The organism is Methylobacillus rhizosphaerae (assembly GCF_900187985.1).
Classification (GTDB): domain Bacteria; phylum Pseudomonadota; class Gammaproteobacteria; order Burkholderiales; family Methylophilaceae; genus Methylobacillus; species Methylobacillus rhizosphaerae.
The window spans coordinates 17910-42960 of record NZ_FZOA01000009.1; the positions used below are offsets into that span (position 1 = coordinate 17910).

20 protein-coding genes, 1 pseudogene and 1 riboswitch are annotated in these 25051 nt (G+C 53.4%); of the genes and pseudogenes, 12 read left to right on the top strand and 9 right to left on the bottom strand.

Translation table 11 applies throughout. From position 1 onward, the window contains the following. Positions 1 to 29 precede the first annotated feature (29 nt). The 3 genes from CHB59_RS10430 (at position 30) to CHB59_RS10440 (ending at position 3177) form a co-directional block, all read left to right on the top strand. Complete coding sequence (locus CHB59_RS10430) at positions 30 to 1541, top strand: alkaline phosphatase (RefSeq protein WP_245835117.1); 1512 nt, start codon at positions 30 to 32, stop codon at positions 1539 to 1541. 13 nt (positions 1542 to 1554) lie between these two features. Beyond that, positions 1555 to 2286, top strand: a complete 732-nt coding sequence (locus CHB59_RS10435) for a hypothetical protein (RefSeq protein ID WP_143738719.1) — start codon at positions 1555 to 1557, stop codon at positions 2284 to 2286. A 69-nt stretch (positions 2287 to 2355) separates the two neighbouring features. After that, positions 2356 to 3177: a class I SAM-dependent methyltransferase gene (locus tag CHB59_RS10440; protein ID WP_089376188.1), complete on the top strand. Its 822-nt coding sequence runs from the start codon at positions 2356 to 2358 to the stop codon at positions 3175 to 3177. Here CHB59_RS10440 and CHB59_RS10445 read toward each other — a convergent pair whose 3' ends face one another. The 3 genes from CHB59_RS10445 to CHB59_RS11755 all read right to left on the bottom strand — a co-directional run bounded on the left by CHB59_RS10445 (position 3178) and on the right by CHB59_RS11755 (position 5773). Beyond that, positions 3178 to 4116, bottom strand: coding sequence for a YihY/virulence factor BrkB family protein (locus tag CHB59_RS10445; RefSeq protein WP_089376189.1), 939 nt, complete (start codon positions 4114 to 4116; stop codon positions 3178 to 3180). 348 nt (positions 4117 to 4464) lie between these two features. After that, complete coding sequence (locus tag CHB59_RS10450; RefSeq protein WP_089376190.1) at positions 4465 to 5484, bottom strand: zinc-binding alcohol dehydrogenase family protein; 1020 nt, start codon at positions 5482 to 5484, stop codon at positions 4465 to 4467. Positions 5485 to 5605: 121 nt separating this feature from the next. Beyond that, entirely contained in the window at positions 5606 to 5773 is a 168-nt protein-coding gene (locus CHB59_RS11755; RefSeq protein WP_179212140.1) for a hypothetical protein, read from the bottom strand. Positions 5774 to 6008: 235 nt separating this feature from the next. On the opposite strand from CHB59_RS11755, the gene hrpA reads away from it, so the two are divergent. The 3 genes from hrpA (at position 6009) to CHB59_RS10465 (ending at position 12761) form a co-directional block, all read left to right on the top strand. Further along, entirely contained in the window at positions 6009 to 10076 is a 4068-nt protein-coding gene (gene hrpA, locus CHB59_RS10455; RefSeq protein ID WP_089376235.1) for an ATP-dependent RNA helicase HrpA, read from the top strand. Positions 10077 to 10448: 372 nt separating this feature from the next. Next, positions 10449 to 11705 (top strand): lytic murein transglycosylase, encoded by a 1257-nt coding sequence (locus CHB59_RS10460; protein ID WP_089376191.1) that lies wholly within the window; start codon positions 10449 to 10451, stop codon positions 11703 to 11705. A gap of 39 nt (positions 11706 to 11744) precedes the next feature. Further along, positions 11745 to 12761: a Gfo/Idh/MocA family protein gene (locus tag CHB59_RS10465; protein WP_089376236.1), complete on the top strand. Its 1017-nt coding sequence runs from the start codon at positions 11745 to 11747 to the stop codon at positions 12759 to 12761. A gap of 33 nt (positions 12762 to 12794) precedes the next feature. Here the strand turns inward: CHB59_RS10465 and CHB59_RS10470 are convergent, their stop codons facing one another. Continuing rightward, a complete protein-coding gene (locus CHB59_RS10470) occupies positions 12795 to 13184 on the bottom strand; it encodes a DMT family transporter (RefSeq protein ID WP_089376192.1) in 390 nt (129 codons plus the stop codon). Further along, positions 13157 to 13237, top strand: a riboswitch (Fluoride riboswitch). It overlaps the preceding gene by 28 nt. 246 nt (positions 13238 to 13483) lie before the next feature. Between CHB59_RS10470 and crcB the strand changes: the two genes are divergently transcribed. Further along, positions 13484 to 13873 (top strand): fluoride efflux transporter CrcB, encoded by a 390-nt coding sequence (gene crcB / locus CHB59_RS10475; protein WP_245835119.1) that lies wholly within the window; start codon positions 13484 to 13486, stop codon positions 13871 to 13873. Positions 13874 to 13901: 28 nt separating this feature from the next. Here crcB and CHB59_RS10480 read toward each other — a convergent pair whose 3' ends face one another. Then, on the bottom strand, positions 13902 to 14813 hold the full coding sequence (locus tag CHB59_RS10480) for a LysR family transcriptional regulator (protein ID WP_089376194.1): 912 nt from the start codon (positions 14811 to 14813) through the stop codon (positions 13902 to 13904). A gap of 114 nt (positions 14814 to 14927) precedes the next feature. On the opposite strand from CHB59_RS10480, the gene CHB59_RS10485 reads away from it, so the two are divergent. Beyond that, a complete protein-coding gene (locus CHB59_RS10485) occupies positions 14928 to 16028 on the top strand; it encodes a hypothetical protein (RefSeq protein ID WP_089376195.1) in 1101 nt (366 codons plus the stop codon). Positions 16029 to 16041: 13 nt separating this feature from the next. Here the strand turns inward: CHB59_RS10485 and CHB59_RS10490 are convergent, their stop codons facing one another. Then, positions 16042 to 16356 (bottom strand): thioredoxin family protein, encoded by a 315-nt coding sequence (locus CHB59_RS10490; protein ID WP_089376196.1) that lies wholly within the window; start codon positions 16354 to 16356, stop codon positions 16042 to 16044. A gap of 449 nt (positions 16357 to 16805) precedes the next feature. Here CHB59_RS10490 and nrdA point away from each other — a divergent pair, with 449 nt between their 5' ends. The 3 genes from nrdA (at position 16806) to yfaE (ending at position 20696) form a co-directional block, all read left to right on the top strand. Further along, the gene (nrdA, locus tag CHB59_RS10495; RefSeq protein WP_089376197.1) at positions 16806 to 19085 is read left to right on the top strand and encodes a class 1a ribonucleoside-diphosphate reductase subunit alpha; all 2280 of its coding nucleotides are present in this window, start codon (positions 16806 to 16808) and stop codon (positions 19083 to 19085) included. Positions 19086 to 19191: 106 nt separating this feature from the next. After that, positions 19192 to 20286 carry a class Ia ribonucleoside-diphosphate reductase subunit beta gene (gene nrdB / locus CHB59_RS10500; protein ID WP_425435876.1) on the top strand — a complete coding sequence of 365 codons (1095 nt, stop codon included), beginning with the start codon at positions 19192 to 19194 and terminating at the stop codon, positions 20284 to 20286. Further along, on the top strand, positions 20283 to 20696 hold the full coding sequence (gene yfaE / locus CHB59_RS11890; RefSeq protein ID WP_089376199.1) for a class I ribonucleotide reductase maintenance protein YfaE: 414 nt from the start codon (positions 20283 to 20285) through the stop codon (positions 20694 to 20696). Before nrdB ends, yfaE begins: the two co-directional genes overlap by 4 nt. A 48-nt stretch (positions 20697 to 20744) precedes the next feature. Here yfaE and CHB59_RS11920 read toward each other — a convergent pair. Next, positions 20745 to 20936: pseudogene (locus tag CHB59_RS11920) on the bottom strand (S24 family peptidase); the annotation flags it as partial. Between the two features lie 115 nt (positions 20937 to 21051). Next, positions 21052 to 21228 (bottom strand): hypothetical protein, encoded by a 177-nt coding sequence (locus CHB59_RS11760; RefSeq protein WP_179212142.1) that lies wholly within the window; start codon positions 21226 to 21228, stop codon positions 21052 to 21054. A 229-nt stretch (positions 21229 to 21457) separates the two neighbouring features. On the opposite strand from CHB59_RS11760, the gene CHB59_RS10510 reads away from it, so the two are divergent. Next, positions 21458 to 23719: a TonB-dependent siderophore receptor gene (locus tag CHB59_RS10510; RefSeq protein ID WP_089376200.1), complete on the top strand. Its 2262-nt coding sequence runs from the start codon at positions 21458 to 21460 to the stop codon at positions 23717 to 23719. A 251-nt stretch (positions 23720 to 23970) separates the two neighbouring features. Here CHB59_RS10510 and CHB59_RS10515 read toward each other — a convergent pair whose 3' ends face one another. Then, positions 23971 to 25029, bottom strand: coding sequence for an AI-2E family transporter (locus tag CHB59_RS10515; protein WP_089376201.1), 1059 nt, complete (start codon positions 25027 to 25029; stop codon positions 23971 to 23973). Positions 25030 to 25051 lie beyond the last annotated feature (22 nt).

A 25051-nucleotide genomic window follows, 5' to 3' on the forward strand; every position in this document is an offset into this window, starting at 1 on the left:
CTTTCAACCGGATGCAGTGGATACATGGAATGAGCATAGGAAGAATATCTGTCATGGCGGTAATGATGGCATGGCCTGTCATGACGTTGGCCGAGGATGCCAGTACCTGGTACCAGGAAGGGCAGCAGGCGCTGGCGACAGCCAAGAAGCTGCAACCCAATCATCACCAGGCCAGGAATGTCATCTTGTTCGTGGGGGATGGCATGGGAGTATCGACGGTGACAGCGGCGCGCATTCTTGAAGGTCAGCTGCAAGGGCGCGAGGGAGAGCGTAATAAGTTGGCATTTGAGACATTGCCATATCTTGCCTTGTCCAAGACTTATTCAGCCAATCAGCAAACGGCTGATTCTGCTCCTACCATGTCGGCAATCGTGACAGGCGTGAAAATCAACGATGGTGTCATCTCCGTTGACCAGCGTGTGCTGAACGGAGAGAAGGATAACCGCAAGGTGCAGGAAGCCAGGCTGACTACTATCCTTGAGTTGGCAGAGCAGCATGGCCGGGCTACCGGTGTGGTATCAACTGCGCGCGTGACCCATGCCACGCCAGCGGCTACTTATGCCCATACTTCCACACGCGATTGGGAATCTGACCGTGATATCCCTGCGGGTGCCGATGTGAAGGATATCGCATCGCAACTGATCGATAATTTTGGTGCCAACGGTATTGGTGATGGCATTGAGGTTGTATTGGGTGGAGGGCGCAGTCGTTTTCTGCCGGATACAGAGGATGACCCCGAATATGCAGGCCGCAAAGGGGAGCGCCGTGATGGGCGTCACCTGGTTCATGAATATATCAGGAAGTTTGGTGCTGCTTACGTCTGGAACCAGGAGCAGTTTGATGCCATCAACAGGGCCACGACACAACGGCTGCTGGGATTGTTTGATCGATCCCACATGCAGTATGAATATGACCGGCCAGGAGATATTGCCAAGGAGCCGTCGCTGGCTGAAATGACGGGTAAGGCAATCGATATCCTGAAGAAGAATCCCAGGGGATTTTTCCTTATGGTGGAGTCAGGCCGCATTGATCATGCCCATCATGCCAATAAAGCCTACCGCGCACTGACTGAAACCATTTCCCTGTCCAATGCAGTCAGGGTGGCACTGGAAAAAGTGGATCTGAATGATACGCTGGTGATTGTTACTGCTGACCATAGCCACACCATGACGATAGGGGGCTATCCTGAGCGTGGCAATCCTATCCTGGGTAAGGTGATGGAAGGCGGTAAGCTGGTTCGTGCCACGGATGGCCGGCCATATACCACCATTGCCTATGCCAATGGTAAGGGATACTACCCAGGTGTGCCGGGAGACCAGGTTCTGGATTTGCCGGCCCGTAGTGGGCGAATTGAAGACATGAGCAATGTGGATACTACGCACCCTGATTTCCACCAGGAGGTGTTGGTCCCGCTGAACTCTGAAACACATGGCGCTGAGGAGGTGCAAATATTTGCAGGCGGCCCTAAGGCGCATCTTTTTCATGGCATTCATGAGCAGAACTACATTTTCCACGTTATGAAGGATGCGTTCGGATTTTAGGATGGCAGCAAGCATGAAGAATAGGCTAGTGGCAGCGTGGCTGATGATGGGATGGTTGCCCGGTCATGCGGTGGCAGGGACATTGCCGGCGCTGGATGCCCGTTTTGAAACCATCCAGTGTGTATTGCCCTGCCAGTCTTCCGTCAAGCGGGAATGGCTGATGATGCGTGAGGCAACTCAGGTCGAGATACGGGATATGCATGCCGCGCACAGTGAACTGTGGCAACGGCGGCAGGATGGCCAGCTGGAGTATGCGTATCTGTTGCATGAAAAACAGCGTGCTATTGACTATACGAACATTGATCTGAATTTGCTGGGCATTGCTTCTGATGATAGGCAATGGCAGGTACTGACACAGTTGGTCACGCAGCAGGAGCTTGCCGGACTGGATAAAAGGCCGGGCCCACCCTGGCAGCGGATGGCGACTGATATCTACCGAGGCAGGTTGAATGGCGTGGACACTGAAGTGACCTGGATTCCGGCGCTGAGCATCCCGTTGCAATTGACCTATCACTATCCCGGATATCAGGTAAAGGTAAAAATGGTAGAGCGCTATCATCAACAATTGCCTGTCGTGAAAACCACGAATGGGATATTGCACACATATGCGCATGTAGATTTCACTGATATCGGCGATATGGAGCATGATCGCAATGCATTATCCTGGCTGGACCTGGCCAGCGGCGGGGCACCAGGTCTGTCGCTGCGTCATCACGCGCCAGGGGAGCATGATCACTGGCAGTAGCCTGAAAAATGAAGCAGGAAAAATCCGGGTGGATGACGGATCGGCATGCCTCAATGTTAAAATGCAGGCATGACGCTCATTCCCGAAATCAAGCCACAACAATCCATAGAACTCCTGAAAGAGCTGCATATCCTCACCCGGGATGGCAAGCTCAATCAGGATACGCGCCGTAAGCTCAAACAGGTTTATCACCTGTATCACTTCATCGAGCCCTTGTTGCTTGAGGTGATGGAGAATAATGCCAACCCGTTGCTAGTGGACCATGGGGCGGGCAAGTCCTATCTTGGCTTCATTCTTTATGACTTGTTCATGAAGCAACAAGCGGCGGGGCGTATCGCCGGCATAGAAACACGGGGTGAACTGGTGGAAAAATCACAGGCACTGGCCAGTCGCCTGGGATTTGATCGTATGGACTTCCTGCACCTGAGTGTGGAGGAGGCGACGGTTTCGCGTGCATTGCCGGAGCAGGTGGACATTGTCACTGCACTACATGCCTGTAATACAGCGACCGACGATGCGATCCGGTTTGGCCTGGAGAAAAAAGCCCAGTTCATGGTGTTGGTACCATGCTGCCAGGCCGAGGTGGCAGAAGTCCTGCGCCGCCATAAGAGCGAGTCGTTCGGTAAGACGCCATTATCCGAGATTTGGCGTCATCCGATTCACACGCGTGAATTCGGCAGCCAGATTACCAATGTATTGCGCTGTCTGCAGCTGGAGGCGCATGGCTACCAAGTGACGGTCACAGAACTTGTAGGCTGGGAACATTCGATGAAGAACGAGTTGATTGTCGCCCGCTACAAAAACAGCCCACGCCGCAATGCCCAGCTACGTCTGGAGCAGATATTGGAACAGCTCAACCTGCAGGACCTGCACTCCCGGTTTGTGTATTGATTATTTGCGAGGTACCTGGTCTGCCGGGATATTTTTCAGGCTGCCGAAGGTCAGCGCATATTGCCGCGTGATTTCGGCACCGAAGAAGAAAATCTGTGCGGAGTAATATACCCAGAGTAATAGGGCGATCAGGGAACCTGCGGCACCAAAGCTTGAAGCAACAGCACTGTTTCCCAGATAAATACCGATCAGGTATTTCCCCAACCCGAAGAGGATGGCGGTAAACGCAGCGCCTATCCATACATCCGACCATGGCAGTTTCACGTCAGGCAGCATCTTGAAAATGACGGCGAACATGGAAGTGATCACGCCAAAGCTGACTAATGCTGACACGTGCTTGAAAATGCCGATGGTCGTAATGAAACGGCCCACGAATTCAGCGGCAAACTGCTCCACCAGCGCCAGTCCGGCGTTGACCAATAAGGAGGTCAATAGCAGGAAAGCTAGTGATAGAATGATGCTGAAGGCCAGCAGGCGGGTCTTGACCAATGCACCGAGAGCCTGTTTCTTGTCGCGAGCCTTGATTTTGCTGATTTCCCAGATTTCATCCAGGCTGGCCTTGAGTTCGGCAAATACCGTCGTGGCACCGATGAATAACAAGGAGCCGGCAATCAATGTGGCGATGATGCCGGATTTCGGGTTGTGGGCGCGAGCCAGCATGCTTTGAATGACCTGAGCTCCGCTGTCTCCCACCAGATCGGAAATTTGTGCCACGATTTCCCCGTGAGCTGCACGTTCACCAAGAAAATAGCCGGCAATGGCAATCACCAGTATCAGGATGGGTGTGAGGGAAAACATGGTGTAGAACGCCAACGCAGCCCCTTTGCTGGTGGCACGATGCGAGAACCAGGAAAGGACAGACTGGATGAGTAGCTGGCGCAGGCACTTGAGACGATAGAGTGCGTGCTGGCTCAGGCTGTATAAAAGTTTCGTGATCAAAAATGTTCTCCTTATACCTGTTGCATTCGCTGGGCAGTTTTGCGCAGTGAGGAGGCAATGTTGTCAGGTTTTTTGATATTACTGACAGGCAATAGTTATTCTGTGCTGCGTATTCCGAAGATGGAATATTGACTGTATTTATTTAAAGTAATTTATGTGGTGTTTATTTTAATTTATTGATATAAATGATAATTTGTATTTAATTATTATGGGGTACGACGTTTTGTGGAAAGGGGAACATTATCATTTGCCCATCGACGGTACGAGAGGCAAATGATAGGGGAAATTGATGCCGGCGTCATGCCTGGGATGGCACGAAGGTAGTATCCAGGGAGTCTGTAAATCAGCCTAGAATCTTTCCAGTACAATCTTACCGATGGTCTGACCGGATTCAATCCGGGCATGTGCTTCCCTGACATTGGCGGCATTGATGGGGGAGAGTGTCTGGTTTAGCGTCGTTTTCAGGATGCCCAGGTCGATCAGTTCGGCAACCTGGTTCAGCAGGTGATGCTGCTGGATCATGTCATCAGTCTTGAACATGGCACGAGTGAACATCGTCTCCCAGCAGAAACGCGCACTTTTCTGCTTGAGCGGGGCAATATCCACAGGCCTGGTGGATTCCACGATGCTGCAGATGGAACCTTGGGGCGCGACCAACTGCACGGCGGCAGGAGCATGCTGGTCGGTATTGTTGAGTATCAGGACATAATCCACAAACTCAAATCCCAATGCATGAACCTGGCTCACTAGATCCTGATGATGGTTGACCACGGCATGCGCGCCGAACTCATGGCACCAGGCGGCGGATTCCGGACGGGAAGCGGTGGCGATGATGCGCAATTCCGCGACTTTGGCTGCCAGCTGAATCGCCATCGAACCAACCCCACCTGCGCCACCAATGATCAGGATGCTCTTGCGGCGCTGCTTGCGCGGCGGCATTTCCACGCCCATACGTTCGAACAAGGCTTCCCATGCTGTAATAGTGGTCAACGGCAGGGCAGCTGCCGCTGCCGGGCTAAGTGATTGCGGTTTGCGGCCCACAATACGTTCATCCACTATCTGGAACTCGCTGTTGCAGCCCTGACGGGTAATATCTCCCGCGTAATACACAGGGTCGCCGACCTGGAACAGCGAGACCTCGCTGCCTATGCCGACGACTGTGCCTGCAGCATCCCAGCCCAGGATACGTGGTTCAGGCTCGATTTTGTCTTTGGGTGCGCGTACCTTGGTATCGACCGGATTAACCGCAATGGCTTCCACTCTGACCAGTAGATCCCGTGGCCCAGGTGTCGGTGTCGGTAATGTCATGTCCTGCAGGGATTCAGGGTGATAGGTTGGCAAATAGCGCGTCAGTGCAACAGCTTTCACAACAATGATCCTTACAGTTTGGGATGCTGGCTATTCTAGCAATGTGCCCTGCAATGGCAAAGACGCAAGAGTAAAGACTTGCCAGATACTGTCAGTCATGCCCGGCATGACTTGGTCGCCCTCACCGGCAACAACTTAATATTTCTTTGTCGTGGCGCTGAGGAGGGGTAAAGGTGAGGTTGTCGCTATAGTTGGTGAGATAGATTTCCTGGTCGGTGTTGTTATCATGTCGCCGCATATTGTTCTCCCTGGGATGGCTGCGTGATAAGTAGTCGTTGAGTATTGCCATGCTGTAACTTTCATCTGCATGGAAGTGCTGTGATAACAGGAATCCAATAGAAACTACGAGCATGGATAAAGTAAATTTTATGTAAGTTTGTCAATTAGCAAGTCGCCTAGGCTGAAAGCCTGATAGGCAGCCGTGCTAAAATCTGTTCCTATCTATGAATACAGTCCAGAATACCGCTTCCCCCGTTTCCGAACGCCAGATGCTGCAACGATTGCAGGCGCAACTTCCCGAATGCATGTTGCAGGATCAGTTCAATTTCAAGCGCCGTCTTCAGCAACTGGATGCGCTGATTCGGCAGGACAAGCCCGTTGACCAATCCCTGGCAGAGTTGACAGTAAAGATTCAAGCTTCCATCCAGCGGCGCCAGACGCGGCTGGCGCAATTGCCCAGGCCGGAATATCCCGCCGAGCTGCCGGTCAGCAACCGTAAGGATGAAATTGCCGAGACGATACGCAAGCATCAAGTGGTGATCGTAAGCGGAGAAACGGGCTCCGGCAAGACCACCCAGTTGCCCAAGATTTGCCTGGAGCTGGGACGCGGTGTGGCTGGCATGATAGGTCACACTCAGCCGCGGCGGATTGCCGCGCGCTCCGTTGCTTCACGCATTGCACAGGAGCTGAAATCGCCGCTGGGCGAAGCTGTGGGGTATCAGGTCCGCTTCAACGAGCGAGTATCGGCGACCAGCTACATCAAGCTGATGACGGACGGCATCTTGCTCGCGGAAACGCAGGGCGACCGTTTCCTCAACGCCTATGACACCATCATCATCGACGAGGCGCACGAACGCAGCCTGAATATTGATTTCCTGCTAGGCTATCTCAAGCAGCTGTTGCCGCGCCGCCCTGACCTCAAGGTGATCGTGACGTCGGCAACGATCGATGCTGAGCGTTTTTCAAAGCATTTCAACGATGCGCCCGTGATCGAAGTGTCGGGTCGCACCTATCCGGTGGAAATCCGTTACCGGCCACTGGGCAGCCGGCGCATGGTGATCGCGCAGCCTGCACCAGTTGCCGTGCCTGCCAAGCCAGCGCCTGCCGCGGTACGGGAAGAGGTGCCACAAGAGGATATCATTGACATCGGTGTCAGGCGCAAGGCTGGCAATATCGACCCTTCCATCCGCAAATGGCTGGACGACGACGAGGAGGATGTGGAGCTGCTGGGGCAGGATGTCATGGGCGTGCAGCGCAAGCCACGCGAGGAGGTCAAGTGGCTGGAGGAAGATGACGCCGAAGAGGAGATGGAGGAGGCGATCCTTGATTCCGTCGAACAGCTTTCCCGGCTTGGCGGTGGCGATATCCTGGTGTTCCTGCCGGGCGAGCGTGAGATTCGTGACACCGCGGATTATCTCAATAAGCACTTGCGCCATGTCGAGATATTGCCTCTGTTCGCGCGTCTGTCGATAGAGGATCAGCAGAAAGTATTCCGCTCCAGCGGCGGGCGGCGCGTGGTGCTGGCGACCAATGTCGCCGAGACTTCGCTCACCGTGCCGGGTATCAAATACGTCATCGATACCGGTTTGGCGCGGGTCAATCGTTATAGCGCGCGCGCCAAGGTCGAGCAACTGCAAGTGGAGAAAATCTCCCAGGCGGCGGCACGCCAGCGTGCGGGCCGTTGCGGGCGGGTGTCCAACGGTATCTGCATCCGGTTATATGACGAGGCGGATTTCAACAACCGTCCCGAGTTCACAGACCCGGAAATCCTGCGTTCCTCGCTGGCTGCCGTCATCCTGCGCATGGCCGCACTTAGGCTGGGCAACGTGCAGGAATTCCCGTTCATTGAGGCGCCAAGCTCGCGCTATATCGCTGACGGTTACCAGCTGTTGCAGGAGCTGGGCGCGGTGGATGCGGCGCAGAACATTACCGACACTGGCAGACAATTGGCGCGGCTGCCGCTGGATCCGCGTGTCTCGCGCATGATTTTGGAAGGCAAGAAGCAAGGCTGTGCGCGGGAAATCCTCATCATCGCTAGTGCTCTGGCGATTCAGGACCCACGTGAGCGACCAATGGACAAGCGCGAGGCGGCCGATCAGGCGCATGCCAAGTTCAAGGTCGAGCATTCCGATTTCCTTGGATTCATCAAGATCTGGGAGTGGTACGAGGACGCGTTCAAGACCAAGAAGTCGAACAAGGATCTGCTCAACAAGTGCCACAGCAATTTCCTTTCCTTCCTGCGGCTCAAGGAATGGCGCGAACTTTACCAGCAACTACGCGAAATTGCCGAGGAGCTGGAACTCAAGCTCAACCAGGAGCCTGCTTCCTACGAACAGATACACCGGGCCTTGCTGGCAGGCTTGCTGGGCAATATCGGCTTCAAGGATGGCGAGGCGGACAATTATCTCGGCGCACGCGGCATCCGCTTCCATGTTGCACCTGGCTCCACCTTGAAAAAGGCGCGGCCCAAATGGGTGATGGCGGCGGAGCTGATGGAAACCACCAAGCTCTATGCACGTTGCGTTGCGAAAATAGAGCCGGACTGGATAGAGCCACTGGCGCGAAGCCTGACACAGAGCCATTACAGCGACCCGCGTTGGGATCGCAAGCCCGCGCAAGTCGTGGCCTGGGAAAGGGTGAGCCTGTATGGCCTTACCGTCGTGCCGCGCCGGCGCGTGCATTACGGCCCGATCGATCCCAAGGAGTCGCGCGAAATTTTCATCCGTGAGGCGCTGGCGAACATGGAGTTCGATACCCGTGCTCCGTTCTTCGCCGCCAATCGCCGCCTGATTGCGGAGATCGAGGAGCTGGAGCACAAGGCGCGCCGCCAGGATGTGTTGGTGGACGAGCATACGCTGTTTGCGTTCTATGATGGCGTAATACCGGCTGGTATCGTCAATGGCGCGGGTTTCGAGAAATGGCGCGCGGATGCGGAAAAGGACAACCCTAAGCTGTTGTACCTTACGCGCGAGCACCTGATGCGCCACGGTGCGGCGGGCGTCACCGAGGTGCAGTTCCCGGAGAGCCTGGAGCTGGACGGCGTCAAGCTGCCGCTCAAGTACCGTTTCGAGCCTGGGCATCCATTGGATGGCGTGACGGTGACCGTGCCATTGGCCTTGCTCAACCAGCTCAACCCGGTCGAGGCGGAATGGCTGGTGCCGGGGATGATACGTGAGAAGGTCACGGCGCTGATCAAGGCGCTGCCCAAAACCTTGCGCCGTGTCTGCGTGCCAGTGCCGGATTTCGTGACCGGTTTCCTGGAAACGGCAGCCAATACAAAAGAGCCTTTATTGCCTGCCTTGGCCAATTATATCCAGCAGCGCACCAGCTTGAAGCTCAGTGTCAATGAATGGCAGGCCGATACGTTGGATGTGCATCTTTACATGAATTTCCGCGTGGTTGACGAGAAAAACCGCGAGCTTGGCAGCGGACGTGACTGGCATGCGCTCAAGGCGCAACTCGGCCAGGCGGCGCAACTGACCTTCCGCAGTAGTTCGCCCGGCATTGAGAAATCCGGACTCAAGCAATGGGATTTCGGCGACTTGCCGCCGACTTTGAGTTTTAGCCGCGATGGACACCAGCTGACCGGTTATCCGGCATTGGAGGACAACAAGGACAGCGTTGCCATCAAGCTATTTGATACGGGGCTGGCCGCACAACAATCGCACCGGGCCGGGGTGTGTCGTTTGATGCGCTTTGAGCTCAAGGAACAGATGAAGCAGCTGGAAAAAGGCCTTCCCGGTTTCAACCAATATGCCTTGCAGCTGCGCAATATCATGAACCCGGACGAGTTGCGCGAGGACATGTTGGTTGCCATCAGCGATCGGGCGTTCATCGGTGATGATGAGTCGCCGCGTAGCAATCAGGATTTCATGGCACTGAAGTCGCGCGCACGTACCCGATTGCCAGCGGTGGTAGAGGGCGCAGGCCGTCTGGCGACAGCCATAGCGGCGGAGTATACGCAACTCACACAAAAGTTGAACGCCGTTCCTGCCAGCCTGTCCAGAATCAAGAAGGAAGTGGAAACCCAGCTTGCGCGGTTACTGCCCAAGCGATTTTTCAGCGCAACGCCGTGGGAGACCCTGCAGCACTTGCCGCGCTATATCAAGGCTATGCGCTTGCGGCTGGAAAAATATCCTGGCAGCGTGGATCGCGATACCCGCAGTGGGCAGGTTGTGCAGCAGATATGGGAACGCTGGGAGTCTCGCGTGTTGGCATTGCGCAAGGCCAGCCATGAAGTGCCGCCAGCCTTGCTGGACTATCGCTGGCTGATTGAGGAGTTGAGGGTTTCCCTGTTTGCCCAGGAATTGAAGACGCCGTTCCCGGTGTCGGCCAAGCGGCTGGATAAGGCTTGGGAGGATTTGGTACGGTAATCAAGGAGGGTGTTACCTGCTTGTTGCCCCGGCCTCCGCGCTGAGGTCTTGTCGTGATGCTGTCATGTCACCAGGCGGATGGTGGATGGTTTGGCGGAGGTATTGAAGACTCGGGTATATGCCTGCATTGCTCGCTTTTAATGGGAACTGGCTGAACTCGCTGTGCTCAGACAGATAGCAGTCCTTAATCCATTAAAAGCTGTGCTAATCGGCGCAGCCAGAGGGGAGGAAAATCAGCGGAGATTTGGCACTGCTTTGCTTGCTCTTGGTTTTGTCGCGGACAAGTCTTCCCGCTGGTTGATTTTCGGGCATACTCGTAGGTTGTGTGTGATCTGCCTTGTGCTGGTTGCTTCAATATATAAGGAGAATGTGGTGTTGAGATTGCGTCAGGTGGTGGCTGCGTTGCTGGTGGCGGGAGGGATGGTGAGTCCTTTGTCCCAGGCAGCGGAACAGGGTTTTGAAGCCTGGCTGTCGGATTTCAACCGCGAGGCGCAGGCACAGGGTATTTCGGCTGCAAGCCTGCAGGCTGCATTTGCCAATGCGTATCCGCTCGAGCGTGTCGTCGAGTTGGATCAGTCCCAGCCTGAATTCATTCAAACCTTCATGGCATATTTGGGCAAGCGGGTTACTTCGCGTCAGGTTGAACGTGGGCAGGCGCTGCTGCAGGAGCATCGTGAATTGCTGCAGCGAGTGGAACAGAAATATGGCGTGCCCCCTGCAGTACTCATGGCATTCTGGGGGCTGGAAACCAACTACGGACAGATATTGGGGAATTTTTCCACGCCGCGGGCGCTGGCAACGCTGGCTTATGAAGGGCGTCGCCATGTCTTTTTCCGCAACCAGCTGCTGGATGCCTTGCGTATTCTGGATGCAGGCCATGTTGCGCCTGCGGATATGACCGGCTCATGGGCCGGGGCCATGGGGCATATGCAGTTCATGCCGTCCACATTCCTGGCATACGCGGAGGACGGTGATGGGGATGGCAAGATCAATGTCTGGAAATCCATTCCTGATGCCATGTATTCTGCGGGACATTATCTGCAATCCGTAGGCTGGCAGCGAAATGAGCCGATTGCCGTGGAGGTCAGCCTGCCTGAAGGATTTGCCTGGCAGCAGGCAGGGGCCAGCCAGAAGCGTAGTATTGGACAATGGCAGTCAATGGGCGTCCGGGCGGCAAGCCAGGGAACATTGCCAGCAGCGGACCGCGATGCCGCGATTATCTTGCCTCAGGGCTGGCGCGGTCCGGCTTTTATGGTATTTGATAATTTCCAGGTGGTGATGCACTGGAATCGTTCCACCAACTATGCGCTGACAGTGGCGCATCTTGCCAACCGTTTTCTCGGTACTCCGGCCTTGCGTGCTTCCACGTCTGCTGAGCAGGAGCCCATCAGCATGGAGGCGATCAAGCGCTTGCAGCAGCAGTTGACGGAGCAGGGCTTTGATACTGGAGGTTATGATGGTTTGCCTGGAACCAGAACGCAGAATGCGATTCGTGGATACCAACTGGCTCATGATTTGCCGGCAGATGGCTATGCATCGCCAGAACTGATATTGCATGTGGCAAAAAGCCAGGCTGCGCAACATGCAGATACTGAACTGATTCCGGGCTTCCCGGGAACGCAACCATAAGCACGAATATCGCGAATTTATCATTGAGAGGAGATGCACATGAATCAGGAACGCAAGTTGCGCTGGGGTATATTGGGGGCTGCCAGGGTCAATGAACGCCTCTTGCCTGCAATTGTCGAGGCACCGAATTCGGAACTGGTGGCGATTGCGAGCCGCCGTGCAGGCGCTGCGGCAGCTACCCTGAAGAAGCACGCACCTCAGCTGGCTGGTGGAGTTGAGTGCTATGACGATCTTGACGCCTTGCTCAATGACACGCGCGTCGAGGCCGTATATCTGCCGATGTCCAATCATGAGCATACTGAATGGGCGCTGAAGGCGATAGAAAAAGGCAAGCATGCGCTGATCGAGAAGCCTTTGGCGCTGACAGTGGCGGATGTGGATGCCATTGCCAATTCGGCCAGCCAGCATGGTGTCACTGTCATGGAAGGGTTTATGTACGCCTTCCACCCGCAATTCGCACGCGTGCAAGAACTGCTGCGTTCTGGAATCATTGGCGAAGTGAAGTTTGCGCGTGCCAGTTACTCCTTCATCATGAAACCCGCTCGGCTCTATCGTCTGGAAAAGGATGTGGATCATGGCGGCGGCGCCATGTGGGATATTGGGCCTTATGCCATCCATTCGCTGCGCAGCTGCTTTGGCACCGAGCCACTCAGCGTGACAGCACTTGCCAAATACACCGAAAGCGGTGCTGATGTTGCCACCAGCGGCGTATTCGATTTTGGCGACGGCAGGCATGGACATTTTGATATCAGCTTTGAATGCTCGCGCCGTTCCGAATACCAGGTGACAGGCAGCAAGGGTGGATTGAAATGCCATACCGTCTGGCAGCAGGCGGGCGATGTGCCGGTGATCAGTTGGTGGACAGAGGATGGCAGGTTCTGGGAAGAGCGCTTGCCAGTCAGCAACCATTTCAATCGCGAGATCGAGCATTTCAGCGATTGTGTGCTCAACGGCAAATCACCATTCCTGAGCCTGGAGGATGCACGCGGCAACTGCAAGGCAATTGTGGCTGCCATGCAGTCGGCTGCTGCAGGTCAGCGTATCAATCTTATCTGAGCCAATCCGGGCTGGATATCCAGCCCGGTATTGTCACCGAGGGTGTCTTGAGGGCTTGTTCCATAGCGCAGGCGTATTCCATAGTGCAGGCTCCTGGGAAAGCATCACACCCATCAGCGCCATTACGCTGCCGATGACATGATAACTGCTCAGGGTTTCGTGCAATATCAACACAGCCAGCACGGCAGTGAACACGGGCAGCAAGTTCATGACCATACTGCAACGGACTGGGTCCAGGTGTTCGATACCCTTGATCCAGCAATAGGGCAGGACGATGGAAGCCAGTATGCCCGCATACAGGATCAAGGGAATGGAAATCGTTAGAGGTGGAGAATCTATTCTTCCGGACTGTATGTTTGGATTGCAGTATGAGCTGCTGTTTTGTAATATAGTAGCCAGCAATTGGAGATGGCATTCCTCCATAAGGTGAATACCTTTCAACCGCTGTTATAACAGCTGATGATGCCTACACGAATCCCGGGACCGGGATGTGTAGGCGTGTCTGTGCACCTTGTCCCGACGTTGATGCACGCAGAGGACAAGCGTATGAAAAATCCATATTACATAAACTCAACCGTTAGATCGGGTGCAGGCATTTCATGCCCGCCACAACCTTATCCGCCGAAAAAATCCAGGCTACCTCCCGCGCCGCCGCCTGACCAGGAGTTGTCATTCGATATAATGCTTATGCCAGTTTTTCAGGCTTGCTTTTTGAAAGGGATATGATGAATCAAGTCATGCTCGTAGCCTTGGGTGGCGCAATCGGCTCCGTTGCACGGTTCAAGCTTTCAGGTTTGGTCCTGCGTTATAGTCTGGACTGGCGGTTTCCCTTTCCTACCTTCACGGTCAACGTCCTCGGATGCCTCATCATCGGCATATTGGCCGGGTTTGCCTTGAAGGAGGGGTTTATTTCCGCCGATATGCGCGTCCTGTTGTTTACCGGGTTGATGGGTGGGTTCACTACATTTTCCGCCTTTGGGCTGGAAACCATGATACTGCTGCGCGAAGGGCGTATCGGTATTGCCGCTGCGTACATCGTTGCAAGCGTCGTCGTCGGGCTTGCCATGATGTGGCTCGGGTTTGCGCTGGTCAAGGCGGCGGTGCAGGCCTGAATCATGCAGTACGGCCTGCAGGCCAGGGTCACAGCAGTCTGATGTCGTTCAGTCTTTCCGCACACGTATCGCGGATGATGCGCGCAAGATCCTGCGTGTAAGGTCGCACCATGATATCCGGCATGCCGAGCGCATGCAGCTCCGACCATAGTCCCCGGGCGCCGATGGGCCTGGCAATCACGTATTCGTGTTCCACATAACTCTGGATTCCCCAGTTGGGCAGGGCGGCAATGCCGCGCCGGCTGGCGACCAGCTGCATGATGGCAATGGTCAGCTCGCTGGTACGGCGCGAGAAGGAAATGCCCGCAGGCTTGAGCACCTGGCGGATGACGTCAATGCGTTCCTCCGGGACAGGATAGGTAATCAGGGTCTCCCCGGCAAAATCTTCTGCCATCAGCCGCGCTCTGGTACGTAGCATGTGTTCCGGAGGCAATACGCCCATGATTTCGAACTTGAACAATGGGATGGCGCCCAGCTCACGCTGTTTTTCAGGCAAGCTGCCGATCACGAGATCAGCTTTGCCTTCGTGCAGCAAATGCCAGGGATCGCTATGGAATCCCGCTACCAGGTCAATCTCGACTTCCGGCCAGGCGCGGCGGAATGCATCCATGACGGGAGTCAGCCAATCGAAACAGGTATGGCATTCCAGTACCAGGCGTAACTCCCCGGATTGGTCGCTCTTGAGGCGGATCAAGTCCCGTTCGGCTTTTTCCTGGGCTTCCAGTACTTCCCGCGCCAGGGCCAGCAGGCGTTCTCCGGCGGGCGTAAAGCGAATGCCGTGGGCAGTACGCTGGAACAGTGTGATGGCATAATGATTTTCCAGGACACGGATCTGGTGGGACAGCGCGGATTGGGTCAGAAATACCCGCTCTGCAGCATGGACCAGTTTGCCGGTATCGGCAATGGCAATCAGTGATTTCAGGTGGCGGATTTCCAGCATGGCAGCCCGGGTTCTTAATATGAAATTGATTCAAGTTTATCAAAAAAACTTTCGCTTTTTTGAATTTATCTCATGTCAGAAAATAGGCAGTGATTTTGGAACAGGAAAGTTGGTATGGCAGTTGCACATATTCTGGGATATCCATCGCTGGGTGAGAGGCGAGCGCTCAAATTCGCCCTGGAAGCATTCTGGAAAGGGGATCTCAGTACAGCAGCTTTGCAGGAAGTTGGAAAGGGCTTGCGTGAGCAGCATTGGAAGAAACAGGAACAGCTTGGGTTTGTCACAATCGGGGATTTCACTTTTTATGACCATGTGCTTGATCATGCTGTCATGCTGGGTGCTGTTCCTGAGCGTTTTGGCTTGCAGCTGCCTTTGACCGAGCAGGATTATTTTTCCCTGGCATTGGGCAGCAGCACTCAGCCAGCCATGGCAAAGGCTCAATGGTTCGGGACTGCTTCGCACTATATTGTGCCGGAGCTGAATGCTGAAACCAGGTTTTCCATCAATGTGCACGAATTCCTGTCGCAGCTTGAGGATGCGGAAAAGCTGGGGCGGCCATTAAAACCCGTGCTGCTCGGCCCCGTCAGCTTCCTTTATCTGAGCCGAGCGACTGGGGTTGATAAACTGGATTTGCTGGATAATCTGGCGGAGCAATATGCTTTATTGCTGCGCGAGCTGTATTACAGGAAGGTTGAATGGCTGCAGATCGATGAACCCATTTTTGCACTGGATCTTGACGACCATTGGCTGAAAGCCTTTGAACGGGCTTATGCCTGGTTTCGTACCACTAGGCCCAAGTTATTGTTGGCTACCTATTTTGCCAATGTGGCGCGCTATCAGGGATACATCACTTACCTGCCATTTGACGGTATCCATATTGACCTGGTGCATGCGCCGCAGCAATTGGCTCCGTGGCTCAATGCCTTGCCTGGCCATTGGGTGTTGTCAGCCGGGATAGTGGGCGGAGACAGCGCGATGAACAATGACCTGCAGCGCAGTTTTGAAACTCTGCGGCCACTGGTCAGGAAACTTGGAGAGCGCCTCTGGGTGGCACCCAATTGCTCCTTGCGACATACGCCGATGAATCAGCTTGATACCGGCGCCTCGGGCACGGCTGCTAAATCATGGCTGGCATTGGCTGATCAGAAGCTGGAGGAGGTAAGGGCGCTGACTGCCCAGCTTAATCAGGAGGCTGGGACGCCAGTATGTGTCTGAGGTTCTGGATACTTCAATCTGCAATGCGCAGGGCAGTCTGAATCTCTGCGGCTGACTGCGGGCGTACCACGCGGCTGATTTCCACACCATCGCGCAATATCACCAGAGTGGGCCATAACTTTATTCCGAAGCTGCGTCCCAGGCGTCTGCCCTTGCCATCTTCGATCCTGATATGCTGGTAATCAGGATGCTCGGATAACGCGGTATTGAGATGCGCCTGGGCGGCCTGGCAATGGCTGCACCAGCTTGCCCCGAATTCAATCAATAACTTGCCTTGCGTCTGATCAATGGCGGTGCGAGCTGGTTCAGGGAGTGTGGCTGGTTTCATGGGATGTGAGCGCGAAGTCAATATATTTTTTAATGATAATTCGTCGAAAAAAATTCTCTTTAAAAATCCGGCAACTAGCAAAAAAAACTATATCTAGTGTTTTTTTGAGTACACAACCCCATTTTATTGAGGTATATTTCATCCCACTACAGTGTTGATTGTCATTTGATCAGGCGATGCCATGGGAGTGATGGCACAGGTAATGCACCAGTAGTGATCCTGCCCTGACGCGAAAAAAGCTGCCGGAGCAGTGGTGTGAATTACGAATGCCCGGGCATGAATTCGGTTGCCAACTGTAGCTGTCTTTATACTATAACGTTTGAGGCAAGGTGTCTTTCCTGCATGATGTCATCGTGGCTGATATTGGGCCAGGTGTTCCCAGAGTGCAATGGATGCATGGTGTGGTTGTCGCCATGATGGATGCCTTGCTTCCTATAAGGGAGCCGTAGATGACAAAGTACGAGTCCATGAAAGCCACGAAACGCGATGGCCGTCAGGAACCAATCAACCTGGACAAGATCCATCGTGTTATTGACTGGGCGGCGCAAGGCCTCAACAACGTTTCCGTGTCACAGGTGGAGCTGAAATCCCATATCCAGTTCTACGATGGCATTCGTACTGACGCTATCCATGAAACCATCATTAAATCCGCCGCCGACCTGATTTCCGAGGAAACCCCGGATTACCAGTACCTGGCAGCACGTTTATCGATTTTCCATCTGCGCAAGATTGCGTACGGCCAGTTCGAGCCACCACATTTGTTTGACCATGTCACCAAGCTCACTGAAATGGGCAAGTATGACAAGCATGTGCTGGCGGATTACAGCCGTGAAGAATTTGATGAGCTGAACGCGCATATTGACCACTGGCGCGACATGAATTTCTCCTATGCTGCGGTAAAGCAGCTGGAAGGCAAATACCTGGTGCAGAACCGGGTGACCAAGAAAATCTACGAAAGCCCGCAGTTCCTCTACATCCTGGTGGCGATGTGCTTGTTTGCCAAGTATGAAGGCAAGAACCGTCTGGAATATATCAAACGGTTCTACGATGCTGTTTCCACGTTCAAGATTTCCCTGCCTACACCTATCATGTCTGGCGTCCGCACGCCGACACGCCAGTTCAGCTCCTGTGTGCTGATTGAGTGTGATGACAGCCTTGACAGTATCAATGCCACTACCAGCGCGATTGTGAAATACGTATCCCAACGCGCGGGTATTGGCGTCAATGCCGGACGTATCCGTGCACTTGGCAGTGAGATCCGTGGTGGCGAAGCCCAGCATACTGGCTGCCTGCCGTTCTACAAACTGTTCCAGTCTGCGGTGAAATCATGCTCACAGGGTGGTGTGCGTGGCGGTGCGGCAACCCTGTTTTATCCTTTGTGGCACCTGGAAGTGGAATCGTTGCTGGTGCTGAAAAACAACCGTGGTGTGGAAGAAAACCGTGTGCGTCATCTGGATTACGGCGTGCAGATCAACCGTCTCATGTACCAGCGCCTGATCAAGGGCGGGGATATCACCCTATTTTCCCCGCATGATGTGCCGGGATTGTATGAGGCTTTCTTTGCCGATCAGGATGAATTCGAGCGTCTGTACGCGCAATATGAAGCGGACAGCACAATACGCAAGCGTACCTTGCCCGCTGTTGAGCTGTTCTCCCTCATGATGCAGGAACGTGCCGGTACAGGCCGTATCTATATCCAGAATGTGGATCACTGCAATACGCACAGCCCGTTCAACCCCAAGCTGGCTCCTGTACGCCAATCCAACTTGTGCATGGAAATTGCACTGCCGACGCACCCGCTCAATGACATCAACGATGAAGAAGGTGAAATTGCCCTGTGCACTTTATCTGCCTTCAACCTCGGTGCGCTGGAAAACCTGGACGAGCTGGAAGGCCTGGCAGACCTGGTGGTACGTGCATTGGATGCCTTGCTGGAGTATCAGGATTACCCAGTCAAGGCTGCGCTGAATGCGACTGACAAGCGCCGCTCCCTAGGGGTTGGTGTCATCAACTACGCCTATTACCTGGCCAAGAATGACACTGGCTATACCGATGATGCAGCATTGGGCCTGACACACCGTACTTTTGAGGCAATCCAGTATTACTTGCTCAAGGCGTCAGTGCAGCTGTCACGCGAGTTTGGCCCATGTGCGGCTTTCAATGAAACGACCTATGCCCAGGGTATCCTGCCGATTGATACTTATAAGAAGGATCTGGATACAGTATGCAAGGAAGCATTGCGTCTGGATTGGGATCAACTGCGTCAGGAAATCGTGACTCATGGCCTGCGCAACTCCACCTTGACTGCCTTGATGCCATCTGAGACTTCCAGCCAGATTGCCAATGCGACCAATGGTATCGAGCCTCCGCGCGGCCTGGTGACTGTCAAGCAATCCAAGGATGGTATCCTGCGCCAAGTGGTGCCGGAGATTGACCGCCTGCGTGACCGCTATCAATTACTGTGGACCTTGCCCAACAATGATGGCTATCTCAAGTTGGTAGGTATTATGCAGAAGTTTGTCGACCAGTCGATTTCCTCCAATACCAACTATGATCCCAAGCGCTTTGAAGGCGGCAAGGTGCCGATGAAACAATTGCTCAAGGATCTGTTGCAGGCCTACAAGCTGGGCGTGAAAACCCTGTATTACCACAACACGCGTGATGGTGCGAGCGAAGGCGGGGCAGAAGCCGAGGACGATGCTTGCGCAAGCGGTGCTTGCAAGATCTAGTCTGGAGTTGGGTGGAGTAGGGCAACTGACGCAATGCTGTCCTGATTGAATAATAGCGGGAAGACACATGGCCTATAGTATTTTTTCAAAAAATGATAACCAGCAGATGAAAGAACCGATGTTCTTTGGTCAGCCGGTGAATGTGGCGCGCTACGATCAGCAGAAATACCCCGTATTCGAAAAGCTGATTGAGAAGCAGTTGTCATTCTTCTGGAGGCCGGAAGAAGTTGATGTTTCACAGGATCGGATGGATTACCAAAATCTGCCCGAGCATGAAAAACATATTTTCATCAGCAACCTGAAATACCAGACCCTGCTTGACTCGATCCAGGGGCGTAGTCCCAATGTCGCGTTGCTGCCATTGGTCTCCTTGCCTGAGCTGGAAACCTGGATTGAAACCTGGGCATTTTCCGAAACCATACACTCGCGTTCCTATACGCATATTATTCGCAATATTGTGTCTGACCCGTCACTGATTTTTGACGATATCGTACGCAATGAAAACATCGTAGCGCGTGCCAATGATATTTCAGCCTATTACGATGACTTGATACACCTGACCATGCTGTATTCACAGCTGGGCGAAGGTGAGCACATGATTAATGGCGAAACCAAGGTGGTGAATCAGCGTGAGCTGAAGAAACAGCTGTATCTCTGTCTCATGAGTGTCAATATCCTGGAGGCAATCCGCTTCTATGTCAGCTTTGCCTGCTCGTTTGCCTTTGCCGAGCGCAAGGTGATGGAAGGCAATGCCAAGATCATCCGCCTGATTGCGCGGGATGAGGCATTGCACCTGACAGGGACACAGCACATGCTGAATATCATGCGTGCTGGTCAGGATGATCCTGAATTGGCGGAAATTGCAGCAGAGCTGCAACAGACATGTTTTGAAATGTTCTGCAACGCTGCAGAGCAGGAAAAGCAGTGGGCGGAATACTTGTTCAAGGATGGCTCCATGATAGGCCTGAACAAGGATATTCTTTGCCAGTATGTCGAATACATTACCAATAGCCGCATGGCGTCTGTGGGGCTGGCTCCGGCATTTCCTCATGCCAAGAGCAACCCGATACCCTGGATCAACACCTGGCTGGCTTCGGACACCGTGCAGGTGGCGCCACAGGAGGTGGAACTGAGTTCTTACCTGATCGGCCAGATTGATTCTGAAGTGTCTGCTGACGACCTCAACGATTTTGAGTTGTGAGCAAGGTACGCAGCCAACACATCAGTTTCAACCTCACACCGCATGAGACCCTGCTCGAAGGGTTGGAGCGTACCGGCCATGAAATAGAATATCAATGCCGTAATGGATATTGCGGCATGTGCCGAGTACGTTTACTGGATGGTGAGGTGCAATACCTTGAGCAGCCGTTGGCATTTGTTGCGGCAGACGAAATCCTGCCCTGTTGTTGCGTACCTGTTTCGGATATCCGCGTGGATTGTGAACTCAGGCCCGAGCGGCGTGAATGGCAGGAACAGGAAGACATGTTCCCACTGCAGCAATCACTGTTTTCTGAAGAACTGCCATTGCCGGAAACATCCCATGTGCAGAAAAAGCGCAGGCAGCGTGTCACACCCCAGTACGGGCGCGACGATACTTTATCATTGTTCTAAAATCTTGCTGCAGGGTATCGCGGAAGAGAGGGTGGCGTAGTGGATGGCTCAGTATACTTTTTTGCCCTTCCATATCCACACTAAACGTCCCTGGATTTCAATGCCAGCATCTGCATGTAGCGAATCAACGGTTTTGATTGCAGGATTGTCACTGCTGATTTCGAACGTCCCGTCAATCTTTTGCCGAACCCGCTTGATGAATAAGCGCCCCTGAATATTTAGCACATAAATATTGTCTTTTTTTACCGGCTTTTTTCCGTATCCATCAGCAGGATATCGCCATCATTGAATGTGGGAAACATGGAATCCCCTACTGCATGAGCAAATGCCAGGGTACTGACGGAGTAAAACTTACTCAGGATGCAGGATAGAAACCGCGCCAGGGAATTGCCGTCTTGATTGAAGCCTCGCGATACGTATCCCCCAAGTATTGTGGGTTGAGCGGCAAGGTTTTTCCTTGCTGCTTTTCTTTATGACACATGCTAGGGCATGGCCGATGCTGGTCGAGAATACTGCCATGAACCCAACGCAATACACTCCTTATTTGAATATTTTCTGTGCAGCATGAGCGCAGGGTCGGCCTGTCCTGAATATGTCCAACACCATGTCTTGCCTGAGGTGACAGCAATTACAGGTGTTACTTTTCCATCTGTTAGTGTCAGTGTTAACAAAGTGTAAAAAAGCCTGGACTTTTTCATGTTGCTAATGATATTGAGAATTATTTTTAATATAATCCATCTTTTTTACGTCAGGGAAAACCAATGCAACAAACTTTAATAGCTGCAGTCTGGCAGCCCAAGCTTGTTTGTCTTGTGGTCAGCGCATTGTTTACAGTGCCGGCGACTGCAGCAGATAACGATAATTCAGTATTACCGGAAGTAGCGGTTGTCGGCGCCAAGGGGGGGGATGAAACCAGCAGCTATGTTGCAAAGAATACGAAAGGTGCGACCAAGACTGATACCCCGGTTATAGAAACACCGCAATCAATCTCCATCGTTGGCCGCAAGGAACTTGATGACCGTAATGTGCAGAATCTGGTCGATGCCTTGGGATATACGGCTGGCGTGCGGACGGAGCTCAGCGGTGTGGATAGCCGGGCTGATACCTATATGATCCGTGGTTTCAAAAGTGGCATGGATTCGGAAAGCGGCGCCTCCAACTTGTTTATCGATGGCCTCAAGGTGCAAGCTGGTGGCCAATGGAATCGCGCGAGTTTTGATACTTACGGCCTGGAACGGGTTGAAGTCTTGAAGGGGCCTGCCAGTGTGATGTATGGCCAGGTAGTGCCTGGCGGCATGATTAATCTGGTGACCAAAAAACCAACTGCGAATCATGTCAATGAAATCCGCCTGCAAGGTGGCAGCTTCGATCAATACAGGATTTCCGCTGATATTGGCGGCAGCCTGGCAGACGATGATTCCGTACTGTTTCGCCTAGTAGGTTCTTTCAATGATGGCAATAGCCAGCTTGACCATACCGATCTGCAGCGTACTTATTTTGCGCCCAGCTTGCTATGGAAAATTTCTGAAAACACCAGCCTGACCCTGTTGGCGCAATATCAACGCGACAAAGGCGGCTCCACTTTTCAGTTTCTGCCTTACTATGGCACGTATGCTGCTGGTGCTGGCGGTCGCCGCATGAGCAATTCTAATTTCCTCGGGGAGCCGTACTGGAATTCATACGATAGAGAGCAATCGCTGGTCGGCTGGGCATTCGAGCATCGCTTCAATGACATTTGGCAATTCCGCCAGAACCTGAGATATACCAACCTGGAAACAGAATACAAGGGTGTGGTGAACCGTGGAACCGGACTTTCTTACACTGCCGGAGTTACACAGGTGCCTGCAGTCGGCATTGTCGGTTTGCGTACCTTCGCGTATGGTGCGTCCAAATCTGAAGGCGTGGCTGTCGATAATCAGTTGCAGGCAGATTTCAGCACTGGCGCGCTGAAGCATACCGTGTTGGTTGGCCTGGATGCCCAGCGCATCAATTGGACTGGCGACCGCAGGACGTTCAATCAGGCTTCCTCCATGTCCATATTCAATCCAGTATATGGTTTGTCTCCTACAGTTAGCCTTTCGCAACTGACGACAGCATCGGATTATGATGTAGACCAGAAACAAACCGGTATTTATGTGCAGGAACAATTGGCTTGGGATAAACTGCGCTTCAGCATTGGCGCACGTTATGACTATTTCGACCAGGTTGCCTTCAATGCTACCAACAACCGCCGTAACGGTTTCAACGACCATGCGTTCACCTGGAACACTGGCGCAGTCTATCTGTTTGATAGTGGTTTTGCTCCATTCGTCAGTTATTCCACCTCTTTTGAACCAGGGGCTCTTGGTATCGCCATTCTCAATGACGAGTCCATCAAGCCGATCAAGGCCAAGCAATATGAAGCTGGCGTGAAATATCAGCCGCAAGGCAGTAATAGCTTGGTGACCGCTTCTGTTTATGAGCTCAAGCAGGAAAACCGCCTGGCCGCAGCTGGTAGCTGTCCGGAGAGCATCGATGGTTCTTGTTATACTCAAGTGGGTGAAGCCAGGATTCGCGGCTTTGAGCTGGAAGGCAAGGCGGAAGTCACCGATAGCCTGACCCTGCTTGGCAGCTACACCTATATGGATAGCGAAATTACCAAGAGCGCGACTGTGACGGAGACCGAGGGTAGGGATTTGAGCCTGGTGCCAAAACACATGGCTTCTCTGTGGGCCAATTATGCTTTCAATGGTCAGCTTGACGGATTGAGTGCCGGCCTGGGCGTGCGCTATGTTGGCGGATCATACGGTATGACCCGTGCAGCAGGGCCTGCTGACAATCCTTACTTGCATACTGACAGTTACACTACCTATGATGCCGCAGTGCGTTACAACCTGAAGTCTTTCGGTTATCACGGTGCGGAAGTTGCAATCAATGCAAGCAATCTGACAGACAGAACCTATGTCGCAGCCTGTACTGCATTGACAGCCTGCTATTACGGGATGGGGCGTGTAGTCAATGCTACCCTGAAGTACAACTGGTAGTTTGAATTGAAATATTGAAGTAATGGCCCGCTGAATGCGGGCCATTTTTTTATGGAAGCATCATGTTGCTGGGGCTAGTGCACAGATAGTTGCTGTGCTGCGGTGCTACAGCTGTCAAGGATTGCCATGAGTGTGGGGTTTGCCGTTTCCGTTTACTCTTCGCCTGGACATGAAGCCAGATGGGCTAGTTGGCTTTTCCTGATAGCTGTTGGTTCTGGCTTGATGCAACAGCTGCAGGAAAAGCCTGCCAGCTAGTTTCTATCCGTGGGACGAGAGCTGCCGAAAATATCCCACATGGTCAGAAACAGGGCGGCAATCAGCGGCCCGATGACAAAACCGTTGAGGCCGAAGACTGCCATGCCACCCAGTGTGGAGATCAGCACGACATAATCCGGCAGTTTGGTATCTTTGCCGACCAGGATGGGGCGCAGGATGTTGTCTACCAGCCCGATCACGAATACGCCAAAGGCAATCAGGGTAATGCCTTGCCAGGTGGCGCCAGTGGCGAGGAAATAGATGGCAACTGGTGCCCAGATCAGGCTGGCACCGACAGCGGGCAGCAGGGAAAGGAAGGCCATGATAGTGGCCCAGAGCAGGGCAGCTTGTATGCCCAATATCCAGAAGATCAATCCGCCGAGTGCTCCCTGGGTAATCGCTACCAGGATATTGCCTTTGACCGTGGCACGAATCACGGTAGTGAACTTGTTGAATAAGTGGCGCTTGTGCTCCGCACTCAGTGGAATTGCCTGTTTCACTCGCATGGAAAGGGCAGAGCCGTCCCGCAGCAGGAAAAACATCAGGTACAACATGACACCAAAGCCAACTACAAACTCGAATGTATTCTGGCCTATGCTCAATGCGCGGGTTGCCAGCAGCTGGCTGGCCTGGGTGGCAATCTGCGAAAGTTTTTCCTGAAAGTTGCTGACGTCAGCGAACCCGGTGCGCTCCAGTACTTTGTGTACCGGCGCAGGCGCGGCATTGAGAATCTGCTGGGTATAAAGCGCAGGATTGATCTGGCCGGATTTCACTTTCTGGAACAGAGTGGTGCCTTCGTGCACCAGTGAACTGGCGATCAGGATGACAGGCACAATCACAATCACGAAACAGACAGACAAGGTGCCGAAAGCAGCCAGATTCCTGCGCTGTTTGGTTTTTACCAGCAGACGGCGGTACAGTGGTGTGAACAGGATGGAAAGGATGACTCCCCAGAACACGGCGCCGTAAAATGGCAGCAGGATGATGATGAGTCCGGCGGAAACCAGGAGCAGGAGGAAAATAAAGGATTTGTTGTGGAAGTCAGCGCTGTTCATGAAAGTGGACTATGGTAGAAGG